General features: G+C 55.8%; 21 protein-coding genes. 11 read left to right on the top strand and 10 right to left on the bottom strand.

The genetic code is table 11. The features are described 5' to 3' along the window. Window positions 1-3: 3 nt before the first annotated feature. Window positions 4-180: a hypothetical protein gene (locus H1D41_RS08395; RefSeq protein WP_228848478.1), complete on the bottom strand. Its 177-nt coding sequence runs from the start codon at window positions 178-180 to the stop codon at window positions 4-6. Next, entirely contained in the window at window positions 177-1,565 is a 1,389-nt protein-coding gene (gene argH, locus H1D41_RS08400) for an argininosuccinate lyase (protein ID WP_228848479.1), read from the bottom strand. The genes H1D41_RS08395 and argH overlap by 4 nt, the downstream gene beginning before the upstream one ends. 48 nt (window positions 1,566-1,613) lie before the next feature. On the opposite strand from argH, the gene H1D41_RS08405 reads away from it, so the two are divergent. The 6 genes from H1D41_RS08405 (at window position 1,614) to H1D41_RS08430 (ending at window position 7,018) form a co-directional block, all read left to right on the top strand. Then, on the top strand, window positions 1,614-2,213 hold the full coding sequence (locus tag H1D41_RS08405; protein WP_228848480.1) for a TlpA disulfide reductase family protein: 600 nt from the start codon (window positions 1,614-1,616) through the stop codon (window positions 2,211-2,213). A 110-nt stretch (window positions 2,214-2,323) separates the two neighbouring features. After that, entirely contained in the window at window positions 2,324-3,286 is a 963-nt protein-coding gene (locus H1D41_RS08410; protein ID WP_228848481.1) for a DUF1963 domain-containing protein, read from the top strand. A gap of 95 nt (window positions 3,287-3,381) precedes the next feature. Continuing rightward, a complete protein-coding gene (locus H1D41_RS08415; RefSeq protein ID WP_228848482.1) occupies window positions 3,382-3,792 on the top strand; it encodes a hypothetical protein in 411 nt (136 codons plus the stop codon). Further along, window positions 3,785-4,726 carry a sterol desaturase family protein gene (locus tag H1D41_RS08420; RefSeq protein WP_228848483.1) on the top strand — a complete coding sequence of 314 codons (942 nt, stop codon included), beginning with the start codon at window positions 3,785-3,787 and terminating at the stop codon, window positions 4,724-4,726. Before H1D41_RS08415 ends, H1D41_RS08420 begins: the two co-directional genes overlap by 8 nt. Window positions 4,727-4,818: 92 nt before the next feature. Beyond that, a complete protein-coding gene (locus tag H1D41_RS08425; protein ID WP_228848484.1) occupies window positions 4,819-5,553 on the top strand; it encodes an alpha/beta fold hydrolase in 735 nt (244 codons plus the stop codon). A 94-nt stretch (window positions 5,554-5,647) separates the two neighbouring features. Continuing rightward, window positions 5,648-7,018, top strand: a complete 1,371-nt coding sequence (locus H1D41_RS08430; protein WP_228848485.1) for an FAD-dependent oxidoreductase — start codon at window positions 5,648-5,650, stop codon at window positions 7,016-7,018. On the opposite strand, the gene H1D41_RS08435 is transcribed toward H1D41_RS08430, so the two are convergent. Continuing rightward, window positions 7,009-7,593, bottom strand: a complete 585-nt coding sequence (locus H1D41_RS08435) for a DNA-3-methyladenine glycosylase I (protein ID WP_228848486.1) — start codon at window positions 7,591-7,593, stop codon at window positions 7,009-7,011. The two genes, H1D41_RS08430 and H1D41_RS08435, sit on opposite strands and share 10 nt — an antisense overlap. A 119-nt stretch (window positions 7,594-7,712) precedes the next feature. On the opposite strand from H1D41_RS08435, the gene H1D41_RS08440 reads away from it, so the two are divergent. The 3 genes from H1D41_RS08440 to phbB all read left to right on the top strand — a co-directional run bounded on the left by H1D41_RS08440 (window position 7,713) and on the right by phbB (window position 10,747). Next, complete coding sequence (locus tag H1D41_RS08440) at window positions 7,713-8,555, top strand: EAL domain-containing protein (protein ID WP_228848487.1); 843 nt, start codon at window positions 7,713-7,715, stop codon at window positions 8,553-8,555. 131 nt (window positions 8,556-8,686) lie between these two features. Beyond that, window positions 8,687-9,862, top strand: a complete 1,176-nt coding sequence (locus H1D41_RS08445; RefSeq protein ID WP_228848488.1) for an acetyl-CoA C-acetyltransferase — start codon at window positions 8,687-8,689, stop codon at window positions 9,860-9,862. Between the two features lie 162 nt (window positions 9,863-10,024). Then, window positions 10,025-10,747, top strand: coding sequence for an acetoacetyl-CoA reductase (gene phbB / locus H1D41_RS08450; protein ID WP_107496760.1), 723 nt, complete (start codon window positions 10,025-10,027; stop codon window positions 10,745-10,747). 116 nt (window positions 10,748-10,863) lie between these two features. Here the strand turns inward: phbB and H1D41_RS08455 are convergent, their stop codons facing one another. The 3 genes from H1D41_RS08455 to H1D41_RS08465 all read right to left on the bottom strand — a co-directional run bounded on the left by H1D41_RS08455 (window position 10,864) and on the right by H1D41_RS08465 (window position 12,144). Next, window positions 10,864-11,031, bottom strand: a complete 168-nt coding sequence (locus tag H1D41_RS08455) for a YdcH family protein (protein ID WP_107496759.1) — start codon at window positions 11,029-11,031, stop codon at window positions 10,864-10,866. 137 nt (window positions 11,032-11,168) lie between these two features. Further along, the gene (locus tag H1D41_RS08460) at window positions 11,169-11,951 is read right to left on the bottom strand and encodes a tRNA1(Val) (adenine(37)-N6)-methyltransferase (RefSeq protein ID WP_228848489.1); all 783 of its coding nucleotides are present in this window, start codon (window positions 11,949-11,951) and stop codon (window positions 11,169-11,171) included. Then, entirely contained in the window at window positions 11,914-12,144 is a 231-nt protein-coding gene (locus H1D41_RS08465; RefSeq protein WP_228848490.1) for a putative signal transducing protein, read from the bottom strand. Before H1D41_RS08465 ends, H1D41_RS08460 begins: the two co-directional genes overlap by 38 nt. A 65-nt stretch (window positions 12,145-12,209) precedes the next feature. Here H1D41_RS08465 and H1D41_RS08470 point away from each other — a divergent pair, with 65 nt between their 5' ends. Further along, a complete protein-coding gene (locus H1D41_RS08470; protein WP_228848491.1) occupies window positions 12,210-13,205 on the top strand; it encodes a polyprenyl synthetase family protein in 996 nt (331 codons plus the stop codon). Here the strand turns inward: H1D41_RS08470 and H1D41_RS08475 are convergent. The 3 genes from H1D41_RS08475 to H1D41_RS08485 form a co-directional block, all read right to left on the bottom strand. After that, complete coding sequence (locus H1D41_RS08475) at window positions 13,167-14,066, bottom strand: 4-(cytidine 5'-diphospho)-2-C-methyl-D-erythritol kinase (RefSeq protein ID WP_228848492.1); 900 nt, start codon at window positions 14,064-14,066, stop codon at window positions 13,167-13,169. The genes H1D41_RS08470 and H1D41_RS08475 overlap by 39 nt on opposite strands. Continuing rightward, window positions 14,008-15,717, bottom strand: a complete 1,710-nt coding sequence (locus H1D41_RS08480; RefSeq protein ID WP_228848493.1) for a tetratricopeptide repeat protein — start codon at window positions 15,715-15,717, stop codon at window positions 14,008-14,010. The genes H1D41_RS08475 and H1D41_RS08480 overlap by 59 nt, the downstream gene beginning before the upstream one ends. Window positions 15,718-15,917: 200 nt before the next feature. After that, window positions 15,918-16,391, bottom strand: coding sequence for an SRPBCC domain-containing protein (locus tag H1D41_RS08485; RefSeq protein ID WP_228848494.1), 474 nt, complete (start codon window positions 16,389-16,391; stop codon window positions 15,918-15,920). 82 nt (window positions 16,392-16,473) lie between these two features. Between H1D41_RS08485 and H1D41_RS08490 the strand changes: the two genes are divergently transcribed. Continuing rightward, complete coding sequence (locus tag H1D41_RS08490) at window positions 16,474-17,031, top strand: TetR/AcrR family transcriptional regulator (protein ID WP_228848495.1); 558 nt, start codon at window positions 16,474-16,476, stop codon at window positions 17,029-17,031. A gap of 45 nt (window positions 17,032-17,076) precedes the next feature. Here H1D41_RS08490 and H1D41_RS08495 read toward each other — a convergent pair whose 3' ends face one another. Continuing rightward, a complete protein-coding gene (locus tag H1D41_RS08495; RefSeq protein WP_228848496.1) occupies window positions 17,077-18,714 on the bottom strand; it encodes an electron transfer flavoprotein-ubiquinone oxidoreductase in 1,638 nt (545 codons plus the stop codon). Between the last annotated feature and the right edge of the window lie 171 nt (window positions 18,715-18,885).

Genomic DNA, 18,885 nt, shown 5'->3' on the forward strand with positions numbered 1-18,885 from the left:
TAATTACAACCCAACCCCAACCGTCACATTGCCAACGCGCGCGCCAACGGAGCCGCCAACACTCACCCCGCCGGTGCCGACGGATACGCCGACGCCTGCGGTGGGGCGGATAGGTTCGCCGTCGGCGCCGCAGGCGGTGAGGCCTGCGGTCATAAGAAGTGCTATTACAATACGTTTCATTTCAATCTCTCTTTCCAGTCCGAAATACGGGCGCGCACCTGATCGGGTGCGGTGCCACCATAGGACTGGCGCGAGTTTACTGAATTATGCACGCCAAGCACGTCAAATACGCCCTGGGTGATGCCAGCGGCAACATTCTGCATATCCTCCAGTGTCAGGTCTGGCAGATCACAGCCCTTGCTTTCCGCCAGCGCCACAAGCGTGCCGGTCACGTGATGGGCGTCGCGGAATGGCATGTTGAGTTCACGCACCAGCCAGTCGGCAAGGTCGGTTGCGGTTGAGAAACCGGAACCGGCGGAAGCCTCAAGCGCCGGGATGTTCGCGGTCAGGTCAGAGACCATGCCTTCCATCGCCGCCAGTGACAGCATCAGGCTGTCTGCTGCGTCAAAGACCTGTTCTTTATCTTCCTGCATGTCCTTGGAATAGGTCAGGGGCAGGCCCTTCATCACGGTAAACAGGGATACAGTCGCCCCCAGAATACGCCCGATCTTCGCGCGGATCAGTTCCGCTGCATCCGGGTTTTTCTTCTGCGGCATGATGGAGGAACCGGTAGAGAAACGGTCAGACAGCACAACAAAGCGGAATTGCGCGGAGGACCAGATCACCAGTTCTTCGGCAAAGCGCGACAGATGCATGGCGCAGATGGAAGCGGCGGACAGATATTCCAGCGCAAAATCACGATCCGCAGTGGAATCAAGAGAGTTCGCCGTCGGGCGGTCAAAGCCCAGGGCTTCCGCCGTCATGTGACGGTCAATTGGGAAGGACGTGCCCGCCAGGGCCGCACCACCAAGGGGGCTTTCATTCATACGCACGCGGGCGTCCTTGAAACGGGACAGATCGCGGCCCAGCATTTCCACATAGGCCATCATATGATGGCCCCAGGTCACGGGCTGGGCGGTCTGAAGGTGGGTGAAGCCAGGCATAACCCATGACGCGCCCTCTTCCGCCTGTTTCAGGAAAGCTTTCATCAGGGCTTCGATCCCGTCAATCGCCGCATCAATCTGATCACGCACCCAAAGTTTGAAATCGGTCGCAACCTGGTCATTCCGGCTTCGTGCGGTGTGCAGACGGCCTGCGGGTTCACCAATCAGGTCTTTCAGGCGGCTTTCGACATTCATATGGATGTCTTCCAGAGCCGTTGAAAATTCAAACGTGCCGCTTTCGATCTCTGACAAAACCGTGAGCAGCCCTTCACGGATCGCTTCCGCGTCGCTATCTGTGATGATGCCTGTGGCAGCCAGCATGGCGGCATGGGCGCGGGAGCCTTCAATATCCTGACGGGCCATCCGCTGATCAAAACCAATAGAGGCATTGATGGCTTCCATAATCGCATCCGGCCCCGCAGCAAAGCGACCGCCCCACATGGTGTTAGATTTATCTGCCATTGTCTTGCCTTTCTTCCGCGGCTGCGCCCGCATTTCGCAGGAGCCCCTATGAATTTCCTGAAGTCACTTGTCCTTTATACCGCGCTTGCCGCCTCTGCAACGTCAGCGATGGCACAGGATGTCACGCATCAGCCGCCTGACCGTGAAGAGCTGCGTGAAATGCGCGAAGGCTCTATGCGCAAGCTGATCCTGCATCCGGAACCAAAGCGCGAGTCTGCCACAGTGTTCACCGATCCGCAGGGGGGCGAACATACTCTGGCGGATTATCAGGGCAAATATGTGCTGCTGAACTTTTGGGCGACGTGGTGTACGCCGTGTCGGGTTGAAATGCCATCGCTGGATCGTCTGCAGGCGCGTCTGGGCGGCGATCAGTTCGCAGTCGTCCCCGTGGCCACATCCCACAACCCCCAGGCTGCGATTGATCGTTTCTGGACAGAGGCCGAGATTGAAAACCTGCCGATTCTTCTGGACCCCAGCCGCGCGCTGGCCGCTGATTTCGGCGCCCTCTCCCTGCCCCTGACGATCATCCTGAACCCTGAGGGGAAAGAGGTCGCCCGTCTGATTGGTGATGCGGAATGGGACAGCGACAGCGCGATTGCGATCCTGGCTGCGATGAGCGGTGCGGAAGACAAAGGTGCTGCGGAGTAAATCCGCGCCACCTTACTTAATGCCGCCATATTTCTGCGTATGATTTTCGCCATATAGCCGCCCTGATCAAAACGGAATGGGGCGGCAAAATTATTACGGGACAAAGAGATATGACTGACAAAAAACTGAGCGACGTTGAAATCGACGGCTACCTCGCACGGATGCGCAGTCTGGCGACGATGATGCTGCGCACAACAAAGCAGACGGATGAGGGCATGCCGGGCTGTTGGTTTGGTGGTCAGCCGACACTGCCCGCACATATTGAGTGGCCCGTTTATAAATGCCCCTTTCCAGAGGTCGACGTGCCGTTGCATTTCATCTTTCAGATTGATCTGCGCTTTGTGCCCCGCGCGATGGAATATCCGGAGTTCCCTGAACGCGGTACGCTGTTTGTCTTTGTGGAACCGATCCTTGCGCCGTTTGACGAAACCTCCCACATCCCGCCATTGCTGAGCGGTGAAGGGGCAAAGGTGATCTATGTGGCCGATGACGTCAGTCAGTGCCCGCCCCGCAAAGCTCCGCTTCTGCCGGACCCACACACGGAATACCCTGATTATGGCACTCTGGCGGCGGCGGCAAAGCGATTTGAGGCTGGGTATTTTGGTGGAGGTACAGAAGAGCTAAATCACTGGCCAATGGAGTTTCTTCTGGCCAATGTTTATGATGAGCCTAGCCATCCAAGTCATCCTGACTGGCCAGGTGAGGACGAAAATGACTGTCTCGAACGGTCAGTTGCTGTGTCTCTTGCATATGACAAGTACAAAGAGCTCGTGAAACATTGTGGGTTCTATAAAACGAAGCTGAAACGGCCACCAAAGAATGACCTGAATTACAAAAAAACGCATCGTATGTTCGGTTATGAATATACCTGTGTCGCACGGTCGCATAGTTTTCACGCGCATGATCATTGGCCAAAATTGACTAGGGATCATGTGCTTCTTTTTCAGGTTATGGGGCAGGATTATCCTTTGAGATACGAATACCCAAATGGTTATGCTTTATCCTTCTGGATTCCCAAATCAGATCTGAAGGGCGGAAATTTTGAAAATATTTTAGTCTGGAAGGCAAACTGATGGTAGAAGGCCCAGTTCAATCCTACCCGTTGACGCCACGGCCCCGTTGACAGAACGCCCCTGCCTTTGCCCCAATAGCGTGCAGGGAGAGATGAATGCCATTACATATACTTGCACCGATGGTTGTGGTCGGATTGCTGATCGCCTGGGGGGCCATGCGATGGGCGGGCTGTTCACGGGATCTGCAGTTCACCACGGTTGAGGACGCGCGCCTGCATTGGCTGCGCCATCGCCCCGGTGCGAAACCGCGCGATATTATTGTGGCCTCGGACGGGCGTGCGGCGCTGGTAGAGGTGGCAAGCGGGCTTTGGCTGTTGCGCAGTTTTGGCATTGATAGTGTGATCCACCATCTGGGCCAGGCGCAACTCACGCCGGCAAATCAGGGACTAACCCTGGGGTTTCCTGAGTATGACGACCCGAAAGCAAAGATCACTTTGACACCCGAAGAACGTGACATCTGGCGCGACCGTATCACCGCCCACCAGCAGGAGAGCCGCAATGACTGATATGCTGATCTATCCGAAAGTCACCGATTACGCGGTGCCGTTTTTCATTCTGGCCATCCTGATCGAAATCGCCTGGATCACCTTTAAGAAACGCGGCGGGCGATATGAAACGCGGGATGCGATGACCTCTCTGTTCATGGGGGTCGGGTCGGTTGTCTCGGGCATCCTGCTGGGCTTTATCGCCTGGAACTTCTTTATGTTCCTCTGGTGGCTGACCCCGATCAATCTGGGGGCGTCTGTGCTGGTCGTGGTGGTCTGCTTTGTGCTGGATGATCTGCGCTATTACTGGGTGCATCGGTTTGGCCACCGTGTGCGCTGGGTCTGGGCGAGCCATGTGAACCATCACTCCAGCCAGCATTACAATCTGACCACTGCCCTGCGTCAGACATGGACGGGCACATTTACCCTGATGATGGTGGTACGTGCACCTCTGATCCTGCTGGGATTTCATCCGGCGATGGTGCTGTTTGTGGGTGGGGTGAACCTGATTTATCAGTTCTGGATCCACACCGAAGCCATCGACAAAATGCCCCGCTGGTTCGAAGCCGTGATGAACACGCCAAGCCACCACCGCGTGCACCACGGGCGTAATCCGCGTTATCTGGATGCGAATTATGCTGGTGTGTTTATCATCTGGGATAAGATGTTTGGCACCTTTGTGCCCGAGGTTGAGGATGAGAAAGTTGACTACGGGCTGATCCACAATATCGGCACGTTTAACCCCATCCGCGTGGCCTTTCATGAATGGGTGGCGATCTGGCGCGACTGGCGGCAGCCGGGACTGACCTGGAAGGATCGATGGAACTATGCGGTAAAGCCCCCAGGCTGGCGCCATGATGATAAGGGCGGATCAACCGAGCTGCTGAAGCGCCGCCATGTGGCACGTAACCCCGAGGTCGCGGGCACGCCCGGTTTTGAGGATTACAAAGCATAGACGACAGCGAAAAAGCACCATCTCGGCTTGATATCTGTCGGGGCGTATGAAGGGGCAGGCGCAGCCCCCAGGTAACGATTGGATCCGATGTTGTGAGGAAAATATACTTTTGCCATGGAACGCCTGGCAGCGCAGCAGATGCGGATCTTCTGGCGCGAGCCAATCCTGGGGTGGAGATCGTGGCGCTGGATCTTCTGCAATATCCGCCAGAACTCGCGCACCAGGCGCTGACCGATGCATTGATCTCCGAAAGTGACGAACCGGTGCATTTGGCCGGGTTTTCCATCGGGGCGATGGCCGCCATTCAGATCGCGGTCTCACATCCCGATCGCATCGCCCAATTGACCCTGATTTCACCTGCAGCCCCCTTACAGCTGGGTGACTTTCTACCCCATATGGCCGGGAAGCCCGTATTTGATCTGGCCATCAAAAAACCAAAACTTCTGCGCGCTCTGGCGGTCTTTCAGGGCGTTCTTTCACGCGTATCGCCCCGCCTGGTCCTCAACATGTTGTTCGCCAAATGTGGCCCGATGGAACAGGAGTTGCTGCAAGACCCTGACTTCATGCAAGCCATGGGCACCGCATTACAGGAAAGCTTTATCAATAGGCGGGAGGCAAATCTTTCATACGTTCAGGCCTATGTTCGGGATTGGCGTGACGCGTTACCCAGAGTGCAATGCCCCGTTGACCTTTGGCATGGCAGCAAGGATGGCTGGTCCCCACCGCAGATGTCAGTTGCATTGCAGGAGAGATTTGGAACATCCTGCACACTTCATGAGGTCGAAGACAGCGAGCATTACTCCACGCTTAGGCAGGTGAAGTTGTAATTATTTTCTGAAAAGCGACATGGGGGTCGGAATTGACCTCGCTGAGTGCTGCGTAAATCCGTCATACAGGCGGGACCAGAGGAAAGGCCCGCGCATGACACGTAAAATCCTTGAACCCGCACGCGAAATTGATGTGGTCCATGAAACCGATGTGCTGGTAATCGGCTCTGGCCCCGGTGGCCTGCCTGCGGCGCTGGCTGCCGCACGGGCCGGGGTGGAAGTCACGCTGGTCGAACGGTTCGGCTGTTTTGGCGGCAATCTGACGGTTGTTGGCGTTGAGGGCATGCATTGGTATCGCCATGAGGAAACCGTTGAAAGCGACGGCATCGCGCGTGAATTTGAAGACCGCGCGAAAGACATGGGGGCGGCGGTGCCGGAAAGCCAGTCCTTATCCTATGAGATCGATTCAGAAGGCTTCAAACTGGTCGCCGATCAGATGGTTCTGGGGGAACCGAACATCCGCCCCATGCTGCACCGCCAATTCGTTGCGCCCCTGATGGATGGCAACACAATCATCGGCGCAATCACCGAATCCAAAGCCGGGCGCGAGGCGATCCTGGCGAAACGGGTGATTGACGCCACGGGGGACGCCGATGTTGCACAACGCGCCGGCGCGCCTGTGTTCACGACGCCAGTGGAAAAGATGATGGCAGCGTCCGTGATGTTCCATGTGGCAGGCGTGGATAAGCAGAAATTCATGGATGGCATCAAAGCCGATCCGCAGACCTATAAGGACTGGGGCGGCGGTGGCGAGTGGAACATCGAAACCACCGGGAAAGAGGACGAGATGTTCTCGCCTTTCCTGCACAAACCTTTTGCGCAAGCGATCAAAGACGGGATGATCCCACCGAACCTGAACACCATCGCGGGTACCTGGGGCGCCTGCCATGACACGGGTGAACTGACCTATATGAACCTGATTCATATGGCGAATTGTGATGGCACCGATCCTGACAGCCTGACCACATATGAAATCGAAGGCCGCCGTCAGGCCATGCTGGCGATTGAGGCCTTGCGGGCTTATACGCCTGGGTGCAACGGTATCCGTTTGCGCAACTTTGGCATGTCGATTGGCATCCGGGATACGCGCAAAGTCGACACGGTTTACAATATGACCGGCCAGGATGTGCGCGAACAGGGACGATTTGACGACAGCGTTGGCATCTTCCCGGAATTCATTGATGGCTATGGCATTCTGATCCTGCCCACCACCGGGCGGTATTTCCAGATCCCTTACCGCAATCTATTGCCAAAACAGGTCGAAAACCTGCTTGTATCGGGTCGGATCACCGGGGGTGATACAACCAGCCACGCCGCCACCCGCAACATGGCCTGTTGTGCCGTTGCCGGGCAGGCCGCCGGGATTGCGGCAGCTGTATCCGTGAAAACCGGCAAAGGCGTGGACGCGGTTGACCTGACCCTGGTGCGCCATGAACTGGACCGCCAGGGCGCGCGTTATACCTGACGATCCCGCGCCATCGCGGCCACTTCATGGTGGCGGTGGCAGGTCACCAGGTGATTGTTCATAAGGCCCGATGCCTCCATAAACGCATAGACAATCGTCGGGCCGCAAAACTTAAACCCGCGTTTCTTCAGGTCTTTTGAGATCTGTTCGGATCGCGCATCTTTCGTCGGCACCTCAGCCTGGCTGGTCCAGCTGTTCTGTTCCACCTTGTGATCGAAATACCCCCACAGAAAATCGGCAAAGCATTGTTCTTCCTGCAGCCGCAGATAGGCCTGGGCGTTGGTAATGGTTGCTGCGATCTTGCCGCGATGGCGGATGATGCCGGGGTTTTGCAGCAGGCGTTCGATGTCATCCTCGCCCCAGGTGGCGATTATCTCGGGGTGAAAGCCTTCAAACGCCTCACGAAAATTGTCGCGTTTCTTCAGAATCGTCAGCCAGCTTAAGCCCGCCTGAAACCCGTCCAGAATCAGTTTTTCCCACAAAGCGCGCGCGTCATATTCCGGCACGCCCCATTCTTCATCGTGATAGGCCACGTAAATGTCTTCCAGGCCGACCCAGCCACAGCGTTCTGTCATTTCCGGATCCTTCCATTTTTAATTCATATGATTTCACGCAAATGCGTTTCTTCACTGCTCTTTAAGAGTTTTACAGCAGTCTGACCAAAGCTGAAGTATGAAAACCGGGACAGATGATGTTGAGTGATCCGTTAAGTTTCGACAGGGGTGAAGATGGTGCACATGGTGGCCCATTATCCCGTGTTCTTGCAGAACGTGACCGCAACATTCTGAAAATGGTTGAAAACTCACTTATCCGTAAGAATGTAGCCCTGGCCTATCAGCCGGTGGTGCGGTCCGATCAGCTGGGGCAGGTCGCATTTTACGAAGGGCTTGTACGGGTTCTGGATGAAAGCGGCCGGGTGATTCCGGCGAAGGAATTCATCAATCAGATCGAAGACAATGAACTTGGCCGCCTGATTGACTGTCGCGCGATAGAACTGGGCCTGCGGGCGCTTGCCGATGATCCGACCCTGCGCCTTTCGATCAATATGTCCGCGCGTTCAATCGGATATGCCCCCTGGATACGGTCACTGAATGCCGGGCTTGCGCAAGATGATACAATTGGCGAACGCCTGATCCTTGAGATCACGGAAAGTTCCGCCATGCAGATGCCGGAACTTGTCACAAGCTTCATGGCCGATCTGCAAAGCCAGGGCATCGCTTTTGCCCTGGATGACTTCGGGGCGGGCTATACGGCTTTTCGGTTTTTCAAGGATTTCTTCTTTGATGTCATCAAGATCGACGGGCAATTCATCACCGGCATTGCCCATAGCGCCGACAATCAGGTTCTGACCCGCGCGCTTGTATCCATCGCCAGGCATTTTGACATGTTCACCGTCGCAGAATGTGTGGAAAGCCAGGATGATATTGCCATTCTGAAAGACATCGGTGTGGATTGCCTGCAGGGCTATTATTTCGGCAGCCCCGTGATGGAAAGCCCGATGGAACAGGAACGTAAATACCAACAAGGCAAAATCTGACGTTGCTGCAATGCAGAAATTTTCTCTGCGCACGCATTGCCAGATGATATTTTTCCTCCTAACCTCACCGCCAACACGCCATCGCCCGGGGAACAAGCCCGCCATGGCGTCTGAAACGGAGGAGACCAGATATGACAAATGTAGTGATCGCATCCGCGGCCCGTACGGCCGTTGGCAGCTTTAGCGGTTCTTTTGCAAACACACCGGCCCATGATCTGGGTGCGGCAGTGCTTGAGGCCGTGGTAGAACGCGCCGGTGTTGAAAAAGGCGATGTATCCGAAACCATTCTGGGCCAGGTGCTGCAGGCTGGTCAGGGTCAAAACCCCGCACGTCAGGCGCATATCAATGCCGGTCTTCCAAAGGAAAGCTCTGCCTGGGGGATTAACCAGGTTTGCGGTTCCGGCCTGCGCACCGTCGCCCTTGGCGCACAGCACATCATGCTGGGTGATGCAGAAATTGTGGCCGCTGGCGGTCAGGAAAACATGACGCTTTCCCCACATGTGGCACATCTGCGTGCGGGCCATAAAATGGGTGATGTGAAATATATCGACAGCATGATCCGCGATGGTCTGTGGGATGCGTTCAACGGCTACCACATGGGCCAGACCGCTGAAAACGTTGCAAACCAATGGGACATCAGCCGCGAAGTGCAGGATGCCTTCGCTGTTGCCTCACAAAATAAGGCGGAAGCGGCACAGAAAGCTGGTCTGTTTGCCGATGAAATCGTGCCTTTCACGGTGAAAACCCGCAAGGGTGAGATCATCGTTGATCAGGATGAATACATCCGCCACGGCGCAACCATGGAAGCGATGCAAAAACTGCGCCCGGCTTTTGTGCGGGATGGCGGTTCCGTCACTGCGGCAAACGCATCCGGTATCAACGATGGTGCGGCGGCCGTTCTGCTGATGTCTGAAGAGAACGCCCAGAAACGCGGGATCACCCCAATGGCGCGAATCGCATCTTACGCAACTGCAGGCCTTGACCCGTCCATAATGGGCATGGGGCCGGTGCATGCATCCAAAATTGCGCTGGAAAAAGCAGGTTGGACTGCAAAAGATCTGGAACTGGTTGAAGCCAACGAAGCCTTCGCCGCCCAGGCCTGTGCCGTGAACAAAGACATGGGCTGGGATCCGGAGATCGTGAACGTGAACGGCGGCGCGATTGCCATTGGTCACCCAATTGGTGCGTCCGGTTGCCGTGTTCTGAACACGCTTCTCTTTGAAATGCAGCGTCGCGACGCGAAGAAAGGTCTTGCGACCCTCTGTATTGGTGGTGGCATGGGCGTGGCGCTTTGCGTGGAACGCTGAGGCGTCATAATACCTTCAAAATCCTATGACAGAACGCCGACAGTAACACTGTCGGCGTTTTTATTTCTGCAATGCGGCAATTTTCGTTGAAATATTGTTGCGCATACATGGAAAAATGTTTTACAGAGTTACCGACTGGATTTTTTATAAGGGAGAGCAGGCATGTCACGCACTGCACTGGTAACCGGCGGCACACGCGGCATTGGCGCTGCGATTTCTGTCGCTCTGAAAGAGGCGGGTTACACCGTCGCAGCAAACTATGCAGGCAACGATGAAGCCGCAGCAAAGTTCACAGCAGAAACCGGCATCAAGACCTTCAAGTGGTCTGTAGCAGATTATGATGCCTGTGCGGAAGGCATTTCAGCCGTTGAAGCGGAACTTGGCCCGGTTGACGTCCTGATCAACAACGCCGGCATTACCCGTGATGCGCCGTTCCACAAAATGACCCGCGAACAGTGGCAGCAGGTGATCGACACCAACCTGTCCGGCGTGTTCAACATGACCCACCCGATCTGGCCTGGCATGCGCGAGCGCAAATTCGGCCGCATCGTGACCATTTCATCCATCAACGGTCAGAAAGGTCAGTTTGCACAGGTAAACTATGCCGCATCCAAAGCCGGTGATCTGGGCATCACCAAATCCCTGGCACAGGAAGGCGCACGTTTTGGCATCACGGCCAACGCGATCTGCCCGGGCTATATCGGCACCGAAATGGTGATGGCTGTGCCTGAAAAAGTACGTGAATCAATCATCAGCCAGATCCCGGCGGGTCGCCTCGGCACCCCGGAAGAAATCGCGCGCTGCGTGACGTTCCTTGTGTCTGATGATGCGGAATTCATCAACGGTTCAACCATTTCCGCGAATGGCGGGCAATTCTTCGTATAAGCGAAACATCTGACAAAAAGGAAGGGCGGCCAATTGGCTGCCCTTTTGTATTCTAAACGCCTGTTCTGCAGGGCGAGTGAATGTCGTGGTCCATCCCGCCCGGCAGAGGGATGCTGTCACGCAGTGGACAGTCGGGATATTTCTTCCTTGAGGCGCAGTTTTTCCTTCTTCATTGCCGCGATGTCCATCGGGTCAGCTGCAGGATGTCGTTGTTCCTGGTCAACTTTTTCAGAAAGAGATTGGTGTTTACGGTGGAGTTCCTGGATATGCGAACTCTTACTCATGGCGATCCTCCGTTACCAAGTTACGGATTTAGTCGACCATAGAAATTGAGTCGTGTCACGTTGCAACGCAGCAAATTTACGTCGATAAACGGTTTTCCGCCGATATATCTGGTAACATTATTACGCAAAGGTTAATTTCAGGGAAATTTAAGCACCGATCCGTCACGTAAAATTGAACGAATCTGATCCGTATAACTTTCACCGTCTTTTTCATGCTGTGGCCCAAGGTGGGTGATCAGCGGCGCATGCAGGATAAAATCGGCGCGCCCTTCTTTGCGGGCCCGCATCAGAAACAGATGCGCCTTGCGGCCCGTGCGGGCGGAAATGGGCAGAATTTCCACACTGCCCAGACGTGACAGGGTTGCAGCCAGCACATCGGGCAAACGTCGGATATCCTGGATCAACGTCAGATAACCTTTTGGCTTCAGGCGGCGCGCGGCAAGGTCGATCCAGGCCTCTGACGGGGTTTCACCGGCCAGCGCAATATCTTTGCCAGCATCCGGCGCGGATGATCCACGGGAACGATCAAAGAACGGCGGGTTCATAATCACCTGATCAAAACTGCGTGCTTTCAATTCCGCAGGAATGGCGGAAATATCAGCGTTGTAAACCGTCAGCGCCTGATCATTGCGGGATGCGTTTTCCTGTGCAAGTGCCGCGTATTTTTCCTGAAGCTCCACCCCGGTGAGGGACAGTTCAGCAACCCGCGCCCCAAGGCAAAGGGTCGCGACCCCTGCCCCGCATCCGGCCTCAAGCACGCTTTGCCCTGGCTTTGCCGGGCAGGCCGCCGCCAGCAAAACAGGATCAGCCCCGGCACGATAGCCCTGTCGCGGTTGCAGGATCTGCAGTCGGCCAGACAGGAACCCGTCGTCGGTCAATCCATCAGGAAAATGCTGTTGTAATTCCGAAGTCGACATCATTGTCTTTCAGGATAACTGTGGCCTGGGCATGATCAACAGATCGCACCATCAGGCGGCGCGGCAATATGCCAATAGACCCTTCCAGAACGCTGATATTTACGTCCATTTCAAAGCAGTCTATACCCTCCCCCTGAAGGAGCGCCTGGGCGAATGCGATGATCGTCGGGTCTGTGGTACGCAGGAGTTCTTTCATATGGATGAGATAACGGCAGTTGCGCTGAAATGTCGAGCGCCAGACCGGAAAAAAGCAGAGTTTTGATGCCCATGGATGCTTCCGTAAAACCACATGACCGCCTGGCCCGCTTTCTGGCGGATGATATGGACGCCGTGAATGTGCTGATCCGCAAACGCATGGCGTCGGAACATGCGCCGCGTATTCCGGAAGTGACCGCACATCTGGTCGAAGCGGGCGGCAAACGTCTGCGCCCGATGCTGACGCTGGCGGCAGCGCATCTGTGTGGCTATCAGGGTGATCACCATGTGAAGCTGGCAGCGACGGTGGAGTTCATTCACACCGCGACCCTGCTGCATGATGATGTGGTCGATGAAAGCGGCCAGCGCCGGGGACGTCCGACCGCGAACCTGCTGTGGGACAATAAATCCAGCGTGCTTGTCGGCGATTACCTGTTTTCCCGCAGCTTCCAGCTGATGGTTGAAACCGGATCCCTGCGGGTGCTGGATATTCTGGCGAATGCGTCCGCAACCATTGCCGAAGGCGAAGTTCTGCAGCTGACCGCCGCCCAGGATCTGGCGACGACTGAGGCGATCTATCTGCAGGTTGTCCGTGGCAAAACCGCAGCTCTGTTTTCTGCCGCAACCGAAGTGGGCGGCGTGATTGCCGGTGCGGATGATGCGACCACACAGGCGCTGTTTGACTATGGCGATGCGCTTGGGATCAGTTTCCAGATCGTTGATGATCTGCTGGATTACTGGGGTTCTGACGCGACAGGCAAAAACATCGGCGATGACTTCCGCGAACGCAAACTGACCCTGCCGGTGATTAAGGCCGTGGCCCGGGCTGACGCAACCGAGCGTGACTTCTGGAAGCGCACGATCGAAAAAGGCAATCAGCAGGACGGTGATCTTGAAACCGCGTTGGAGCTTTTGAAAAAGCACAACGCCATGGAAGACACCCGCACAGAAGCCCTGAAATGGGCGGATCAGGCGAAAGCGGTCCTGTCCGTTTTACCTGATCACGAATTGCGCCAGATGCTGTCAGATATCGCCGATTACGTGGTCGCGCGTCTGCGCTGATCCAAGCACGCAAGGTTTGACCCACCATGCGGGATGGGCCTGCTGCAAATCGGTTGCGGCGGCCTTTGCCTGGTCCTGACTGTCATAGATCGCAAAGCATGTCGCACCAGAACCAGACATCCGGGCAAGTTGCGGCCCGGTGGCCTGCAAAGCGTTGAGTGTCTGTGTGATTTCAGGAAAGAGCACTTCTGCCGGGGCCTGAAGATCGTTGCGCTGATCCATAAGCCAGGACAGAAATTCTTCAGGCTTTCCGGGAAGCGCAGACAAGGGCGGATTATTCTTATTCGCCAAAGCTTTAAAAACTGGTGGGGTTGATACAGCCACGCGGGGATTGACCAGAACAGCGTGCATTTCCGGGAAGGTCGGCAGAGGTGTGATGTCTTCGCCAATGCCCTGCACACGGGCCGTGACCGGGTTCAGGCACATGGGAATATCCGCGCCAAGTGCCAGCATGTTGTCAGTGTCATAATCGCCCTGCATCAGACGCACCGCTGCGGCGGCGTCAGAGGAACCGCCACCGATACCAGACGCCGTCGGCAGGTGTTTTTCCAGGTGAAATTTACGAGGTCCCCCCCGGCACAGGCGCGCGGCACGCAGGACCAGATTACTATCGTCTTCCGGCACTTCCGCCCCTTCTGGGCCGGAAACCCGTAGTGAAAACGCACCCGCAGGTTCCGCCGTCAAATGATCCCCGACAGATGCAAACGCCACCAGCGTATCAAGCAAGTGATAGCCATCGGCCCGCTGGCCGGTCACGTGAAGGGCAAGATTAACCTTAGCCGGGGCGAAACCCGGCGAAACGTCAGTCACCACTGCCGGCAACGGCGAGGGGATCTGCGCCTTCTTCTTCCAGAACCACATCAAGACCAACATCCAGTTTGCGGCGGATACGCTCAGGGTCGGCTTCGGGATGTACCTCATCCGGGTTCACAAAAGACAGGGCGCGCTTCCACTGAAACACCGCTTCGCGCTGACGGCCAACCGCCCACAGCACATCCCCCAAATGGTCAGAGACCACAGGATCAACGGGTTCAAGTTCGGCGGCGCGTTCCATATGACCAACTGCTTCGTCATAGCGGCCCAGGCGATACAGCACCCAGCCCAGGGAATCGGTGATATAACCATCATCCGGGCGGGCCTCGACGGCCTGTTCGATCATCGCAAGCGCTTCATCCAGGTTTTCACGTTTCTCAACCAGAGAATACCCCAGATAGTTCAGCACAAACGGCTGACCCGGAGAGAGTTCCAGGGCAAAGCGGAAATCGGCTTCGGCTTCTTCCCAGCGGTCCTGACGTTCCAGGGTAATACCACGGGTGTAATAGGCGCCCCAGTGGCCTGGCTCCGGATCCCCAAACAGCGCAATGGCGTTGTCATAGGCGGCGCTTGCTTCTTCAAAACGTTCCATAGACCGCAGGGCATCACCAAGGGCGGAATGCGCGACGGGCAGGTCAAACCGGGTTTCTGCGAGTTGCCGCAGGGCCTCGATCGCCGCATCATCTTTGCCGGACTGACGCAGGGCTTCGGCACGACCGATTTCAGCTTCGTGGAAAGACGGGTGGCTGCGGGGCACGCGATCATAGGTCGTGTTGGCCAGATCATATTGTTCCAGTTTTTCCAGCAAAGACGCGGACAAAAGCATGGCGGGCACACTGCGCGGGTTCAGGTGTTCAGCGGTGCGTGAGAACAGCAGCGCATAAGCCGGGGCCGCTTCGCTTTCGAGTACGCCCGCGACGGAAAAGAACACTTCGGCCAGACCTTCGGACGCTGACGTGGCAACAGAAAGTGGCAGGGTGTCACCCGCTTCCAGTGTGGCTGTCATCTGAGTGATGACCGGGTCTGTGGAATGGCCGAAAATACTTTGCAGAAGTTCAAGCGCATCGGCGTTGCGTTCCAGCTGACTGAGCACTTCAACATGGGTCAGAATGCCGTTGACCGTGGCCGGGATTGCGCCGGAATACCGACCTGACAGAATGCCATCCGCGCCTTCATAATCGCCCACCTGCGCAAGGGCTAACGCTTTGTGATACAGGCCAAAAGCCCGGGTTGATTCATCTTCGGATACCGCATCAAAACCTTCAAGTGCTGCGGACATCTGGCCTGCACCAACCAGCGCCCAGGAGGTCACCAGACCATCCACAAGCGGGCCAATGTTCACAGCGCCCTGATAGGTTTCAAGCAGGGTTTCAAATTCCTGTTGCGCGCCCAGATCAGCCACGGTGAGAATACTGGTCTGTTGCGTATCAAACCCGGCGCCACGCATCACCTGACTGATGGCAATCGCCTGTTCAAAATCAGCAAGTCCGACCCAGGCCGTCAGCGCATTTTCCTGAAGCACCGGATTTTGCGGATCCTGAATAAGTGCCCGGGAATACCAGTCAGCGGCCTGTGCATAATCGGAATAAAAGCTGGCCTGACGCGCCGCAAGATACGCCCCGGCAAGGCCTTCGGTCTGACCTGCGGTGGGCAGGATCACAGTGCTGGCGAACAGGGCCGCGATGAGGGTTCTGAACATGGAAGCTCCGGCTGATTTCAGATCACTTGAGTTAAGCTAAGTGCTGTTCCCCTGAAAGGCAATGGCAGGGCCGAAAACCGGTAAAAACAGGCAGAATACGCCATACACATCCTATGCACAAAGCATGCACATCTTATGCATATGCGGCGGACGGGGGGCTTAACCGGTGGTTCAGACGTCGCCCATAGCCCTGCCCCGCGTCAGCTGGCCGGTGCCCGGCGTTCGGCTTCCTGTTTCAGGGCCTGATTAAACGCCTGATACCCATCCCGGTAAATCGCCGACAGTTTCCAGCCCATCAACCAGGTCAGACCCTTCTTAATTTCATCACTTTGCACAAAACGGGTGCGGCCGTCAGAGGTTGCTTCAACCCGGAAGTGATGATCGTCACAGATCCCCCCTGGTCCCTTTTCTGCCCAGAAAAATTCCTGACCGGCCGTCACTTCGATCCGGTGATCAATTGTGACCCGCTTTGGCTTGGCCGGGTTCAGCTGAAAATCAACGGTGATCGTGTTTCCATCTTCGATTTCCCCGCCAACGGCGACCATAAAAGCAGCCCAGTTTTCATAGGCCTTTGTATCAACAAGCACAGCCCAGACCTGTTCTGGCGTTGCGTCGATCTCAATTGATGTGTGGATGCGGTAATGTGAAAAACCGATCTTTTCTACCTGGTCCATATGGAATCCTTCCGGGAAATCTTTACATTTTTGACTAATTTGTAAAATTGACATTATCGCTGGATTTGTCAAGATCCTCGTTATGAATGAACGAGAGAAATCCATCGCCCGCGCCGCAATGCGGGCCTATCAGCAAAAAGGCGTGGCAAAAACAACCATGACCGATGTTGCACGCGAAGCCGGGGTTTCGCGCCAGACCGTGTATAATGCGTTTCCCAATACAGATGCGGTTCTGCGGGGGGCTATTCGCAGTTATATTGAGGGCTTGTGGCAATCTGTTCTGACCGGCTGGCAGGCCTGTGCATCGCTTGATGAAAAACTGGATGTGCTGTTGCATCATTTTGCGCTGACACCCTGGGAATTTCTGCACAGCTCGCCGGTGGCGGCGGAACTGGAGCGGGGGCACAACCCCGCCGGACATAACGAAATTGCCGCCTGTCGCGCGATTTTTCGCGAAGATATTGCCGCGCTGTTCACGCCCTGGAACGACGCATTGCAACGTCAGGGCACAAGTCCTCTGGCTGTTTCAGATTTCATCAGCTGGTCGATTGAGGGGCTGAAATATAACAGCATGACCCGCGAAGACATGATGCAATCTATCGCCACGCTAAAAGCTTTGGTTCTGGCGTTGATAAAATAAAAGGGCCGCCCGAAGGCAGCCCTGAAATCTGATCTGTCACCCGGATTACATGTTCGGGTAGTTCGGGCCGTCACCGCCTTGTGGCGTGGTCCATGTGATGTTCTCGGACGGATCCTTGATGTCACATGTTTTACAATGCACGCAGTTCTGGAAGTTGATGACAAAATCGCCATCGACAACCTCGTAAACACCGGCAGGACAGTAGCGCTGCGCAGGTTCTGCGAATTGCGGCATGTTCACACCCATCGGGATGCTTGCGTCTTTCAGCTTCAGGTGCGCCGGCTGGCTTTCTTCATGGTTGGTCATGGAGAAACTGACGTTGGTCAGGCGATCAAAGCTGAGTTTGCCATCAGGTTTTGGGTAATCAATTGGCTTGTGCTTGTCGGCAGCTTCGGTTGCCTGCGCATCGTTTTTGCCGTGCTTCCAGGTGCCCAGCGGATTCCAACCGGTGAGGTTCGCAACCCACATATCGAAACCGCCCAGCATCAGAGATGCAACCAGGCCAAACTTGGACCAGATGGCTTTGACGTTGCGCACAGGTTTCAGGTCGGCTGCGATTGGGCCGGAACGGACCATATCGTCATAGGCTGTCAGCTCATCACCGCCGCGACCGGCTTTGATCGCCTCATAAGCGGCTTCGGCTGCGTGCATACCTGAATACATCGCATTGTGGTTGCCTTTGATACGCGGCACGTTGACCATGCCCGCAGAACAACCCAGCAGCGCACCGCCCGGGAAACAGGTTTTTGGCAGGGACTGCCAGCCGCCTTCAGTGATCGCACGTGCGCCGTAAGCCACGCGTTTGCCGCCTTCAAGCAGCTTTGCGATTTCCGGGTGATGCTTGAAGCGCTGGAATTCCATGTAAGGGAAGAGATGCGGGTTCTTGTAGTTCAGGTGAACCACGAAGCCGACATAAACCTGATTGTTTTCCAGGTGATAGATGAAGGAACCACCGCCCGCATTGCTGCCCAGAGGCCAGCCCATGGTGTGGGTCACGGTGCCCTCGGAATGCTTCCCCGGGTCGATTTCCCAGATCTCTTTCATGCCGACGCCGTATTTCTGAACGTCGCTGTTTGCGGCCAGATCGTATTTCGCGATGACTTCTTTGGACAGAGACCCGCGCACGCCCTCAGAGAGGAAGACATATTTGCCGTGCAGTTCCATGCCAGGTTCAGTGTTCGGGCCGTAGGAACCATCTGCTTCCAGACCAAAGACACCGGCAACCACGCCTTTGACTTCGCCATTGTCGCCAAATACCAGTTCAGAACAGGCCATGCCCGGGAAGATTTCAACGCCCATTTCTTCGGCCTGCTCCGCCATCCAGCGGCAGACGTTGCCCATGGACACGATGTAATTGCCGTGGTTGTTCATCAAAGGCGGCATGGGGAAATTCGGAATGCGGGCTTTGCCGGCTTCGCCAAGGATCAGGAAGTTATCTTCCTTTACAGGCGTGTTCAGCGGCGCGCCTTTTTCTTTCCAGTCCGGCATCAGTTCGTTCAGAGCGCATGGGTCAAGCACCGCACCAGACAGGATATGGGCGCCAACTTCGGAACCTTTTTCCAGAACAACGACGTTCAGGTCGGAATCCAGTTGTTTCAGACGGATCGCTGCAGAAAGACCAGCGGGACCAGCGCCCACGATCACTACATCATATTCCATCGACTCGCGTTCAATCTCGGCCATAGTACCCATCTCCACGTCGCTTGCGGCTGCGCAATATTGTTTCCGAAATTCCCTAGCTGGTTTACAGACCTGTCGTCAATTCAAACGCGCCGTAAAATAGCCCTCAGGCGGCATTTACCATAAGTAAACCGTCAACTGAGTACAATTTCGCTGAAGCCATGCGCAGGTGGG

Origin of the sequence: Halocynthiibacter styelae (assembly GCF_016123485.1) — a bacterium.
GTDB classification, from domain to species: domain Bacteria; phylum Pseudomonadota; class Alphaproteobacteria; order Rhodobacterales; family Rhodobacteraceae; genus Halocynthiibacter; species Halocynthiibacter styelae.

Coding starts and splice junctions, on each gene's coding strand:
- argH (WP_228848479.1), bottom strand. CDS start 1,565: ATGGCAGATAAATCTAACACCATGTGGGGCGGTCGCTTTGCTGCGGGG.
- H1D41_RS08485 (WP_228848494.1), bottom strand. CDS start 16,391: ATGGACCAGGTAGAAAAGATCGGTTTTTCACATTACCGCATCCACACA.
- H1D41_RS08470 (WP_228848491.1), top strand. CDS start 12,210: ATGCCCATGGATGCTTCCGTAAAACCACATGACCGCCTGGCCCGCTTT.
- H1D41_RS08490 (WP_228848495.1), top strand. CDS start 16,474: ATGAATGAACGAGAGAAATCCATCGCCCGCGCCGCAATGCGGGCCTAT.
- H1D41_RS08455 (WP_107496759.1), bottom strand. CDS start 11,031: ATGAGTAAGAGTTCGCATATCCAGGAACTCCACCGTAAACACCAATCT.
- H1D41_RS08420 (WP_228848483.1), top strand. CDS start 3,785: ATGACTGATATGCTGATCTATCCGAAAGTCACCGATTACGCGGTGCCG.
- H1D41_RS08435 (WP_228848486.1), bottom strand. CDS start 7,593: ATGACAGAACGCTGTGGCTGGGTCGGCCTGGAAGACATTTACGTGGCC.
- H1D41_RS08445 (WP_228848488.1), top strand. CDS start 8,687: ATGACAAATGTAGTGATCGCATCCGCGGCCCGTACGGCCGTTGGCAGC.
- H1D41_RS08480 (WP_228848493.1), bottom strand. CDS start 15,717: ATGTTCAGAACCCTCATCGCGGCCCTGTTCGCCAGCACTGTGATCCTG.
- H1D41_RS08475 (WP_228848492.1), bottom strand. CDS start 14,066: ATGTGGTTCTGGAAGAAGAAGGCGCAGATCCCCTCGCCGTTGCCGGCA.
- H1D41_RS08465 (WP_228848490.1), bottom strand. CDS start 12,144: ATGAAAGAACTCCTGCGTACCACAGACCCGACGATCATCGCATTCGCC.
- H1D41_RS08405 (WP_228848480.1), top strand. CDS start 1,614: ATGAATTTCCTGAAGTCACTTGTCCTTTATACCGCGCTTGCCGCCTCT.
- H1D41_RS08430 (WP_228848485.1), top strand. CDS start 5,648: ATGACACGTAAAATCCTTGAACCCGCACGCGAAATTGATGTGGTCCAT.
- H1D41_RS08395 (WP_228848478.1), bottom strand. CDS start 180: ATGAAACGTATTGTAATAGCACTTCTTATGACCGCAGGCCTCACCGCC.
- H1D41_RS08460 (WP_228848489.1), bottom strand. CDS start 11,951: ATGATGTCGACTTCGGAATTACAACAGCATTTTCCTGATGGATTGACC.
- H1D41_RS08495 (WP_228848496.1), bottom strand. CDS start 18,714: ATGGCCGAGATTGAACGCGAGTCGATGGAATATGATGTAGTGATCGTG.
- phbB (WP_107496760.1), top strand. CDS start 10,025: ATGTCACGCACTGCACTGGTAACCGGCGGCACACGCGGCATTGGCGCT.
- H1D41_RS08410 (WP_228848481.1), top strand. CDS start 2,324: ATGACTGACAAAAAACTGAGCGACGTTGAAATCGACGGCTACCTCGCA.
- H1D41_RS08415 (WP_228848482.1), top strand. CDS start 3,382: ATGCCATTACATATACTTGCACCGATGGTTGTGGTCGGATTGCTGATC.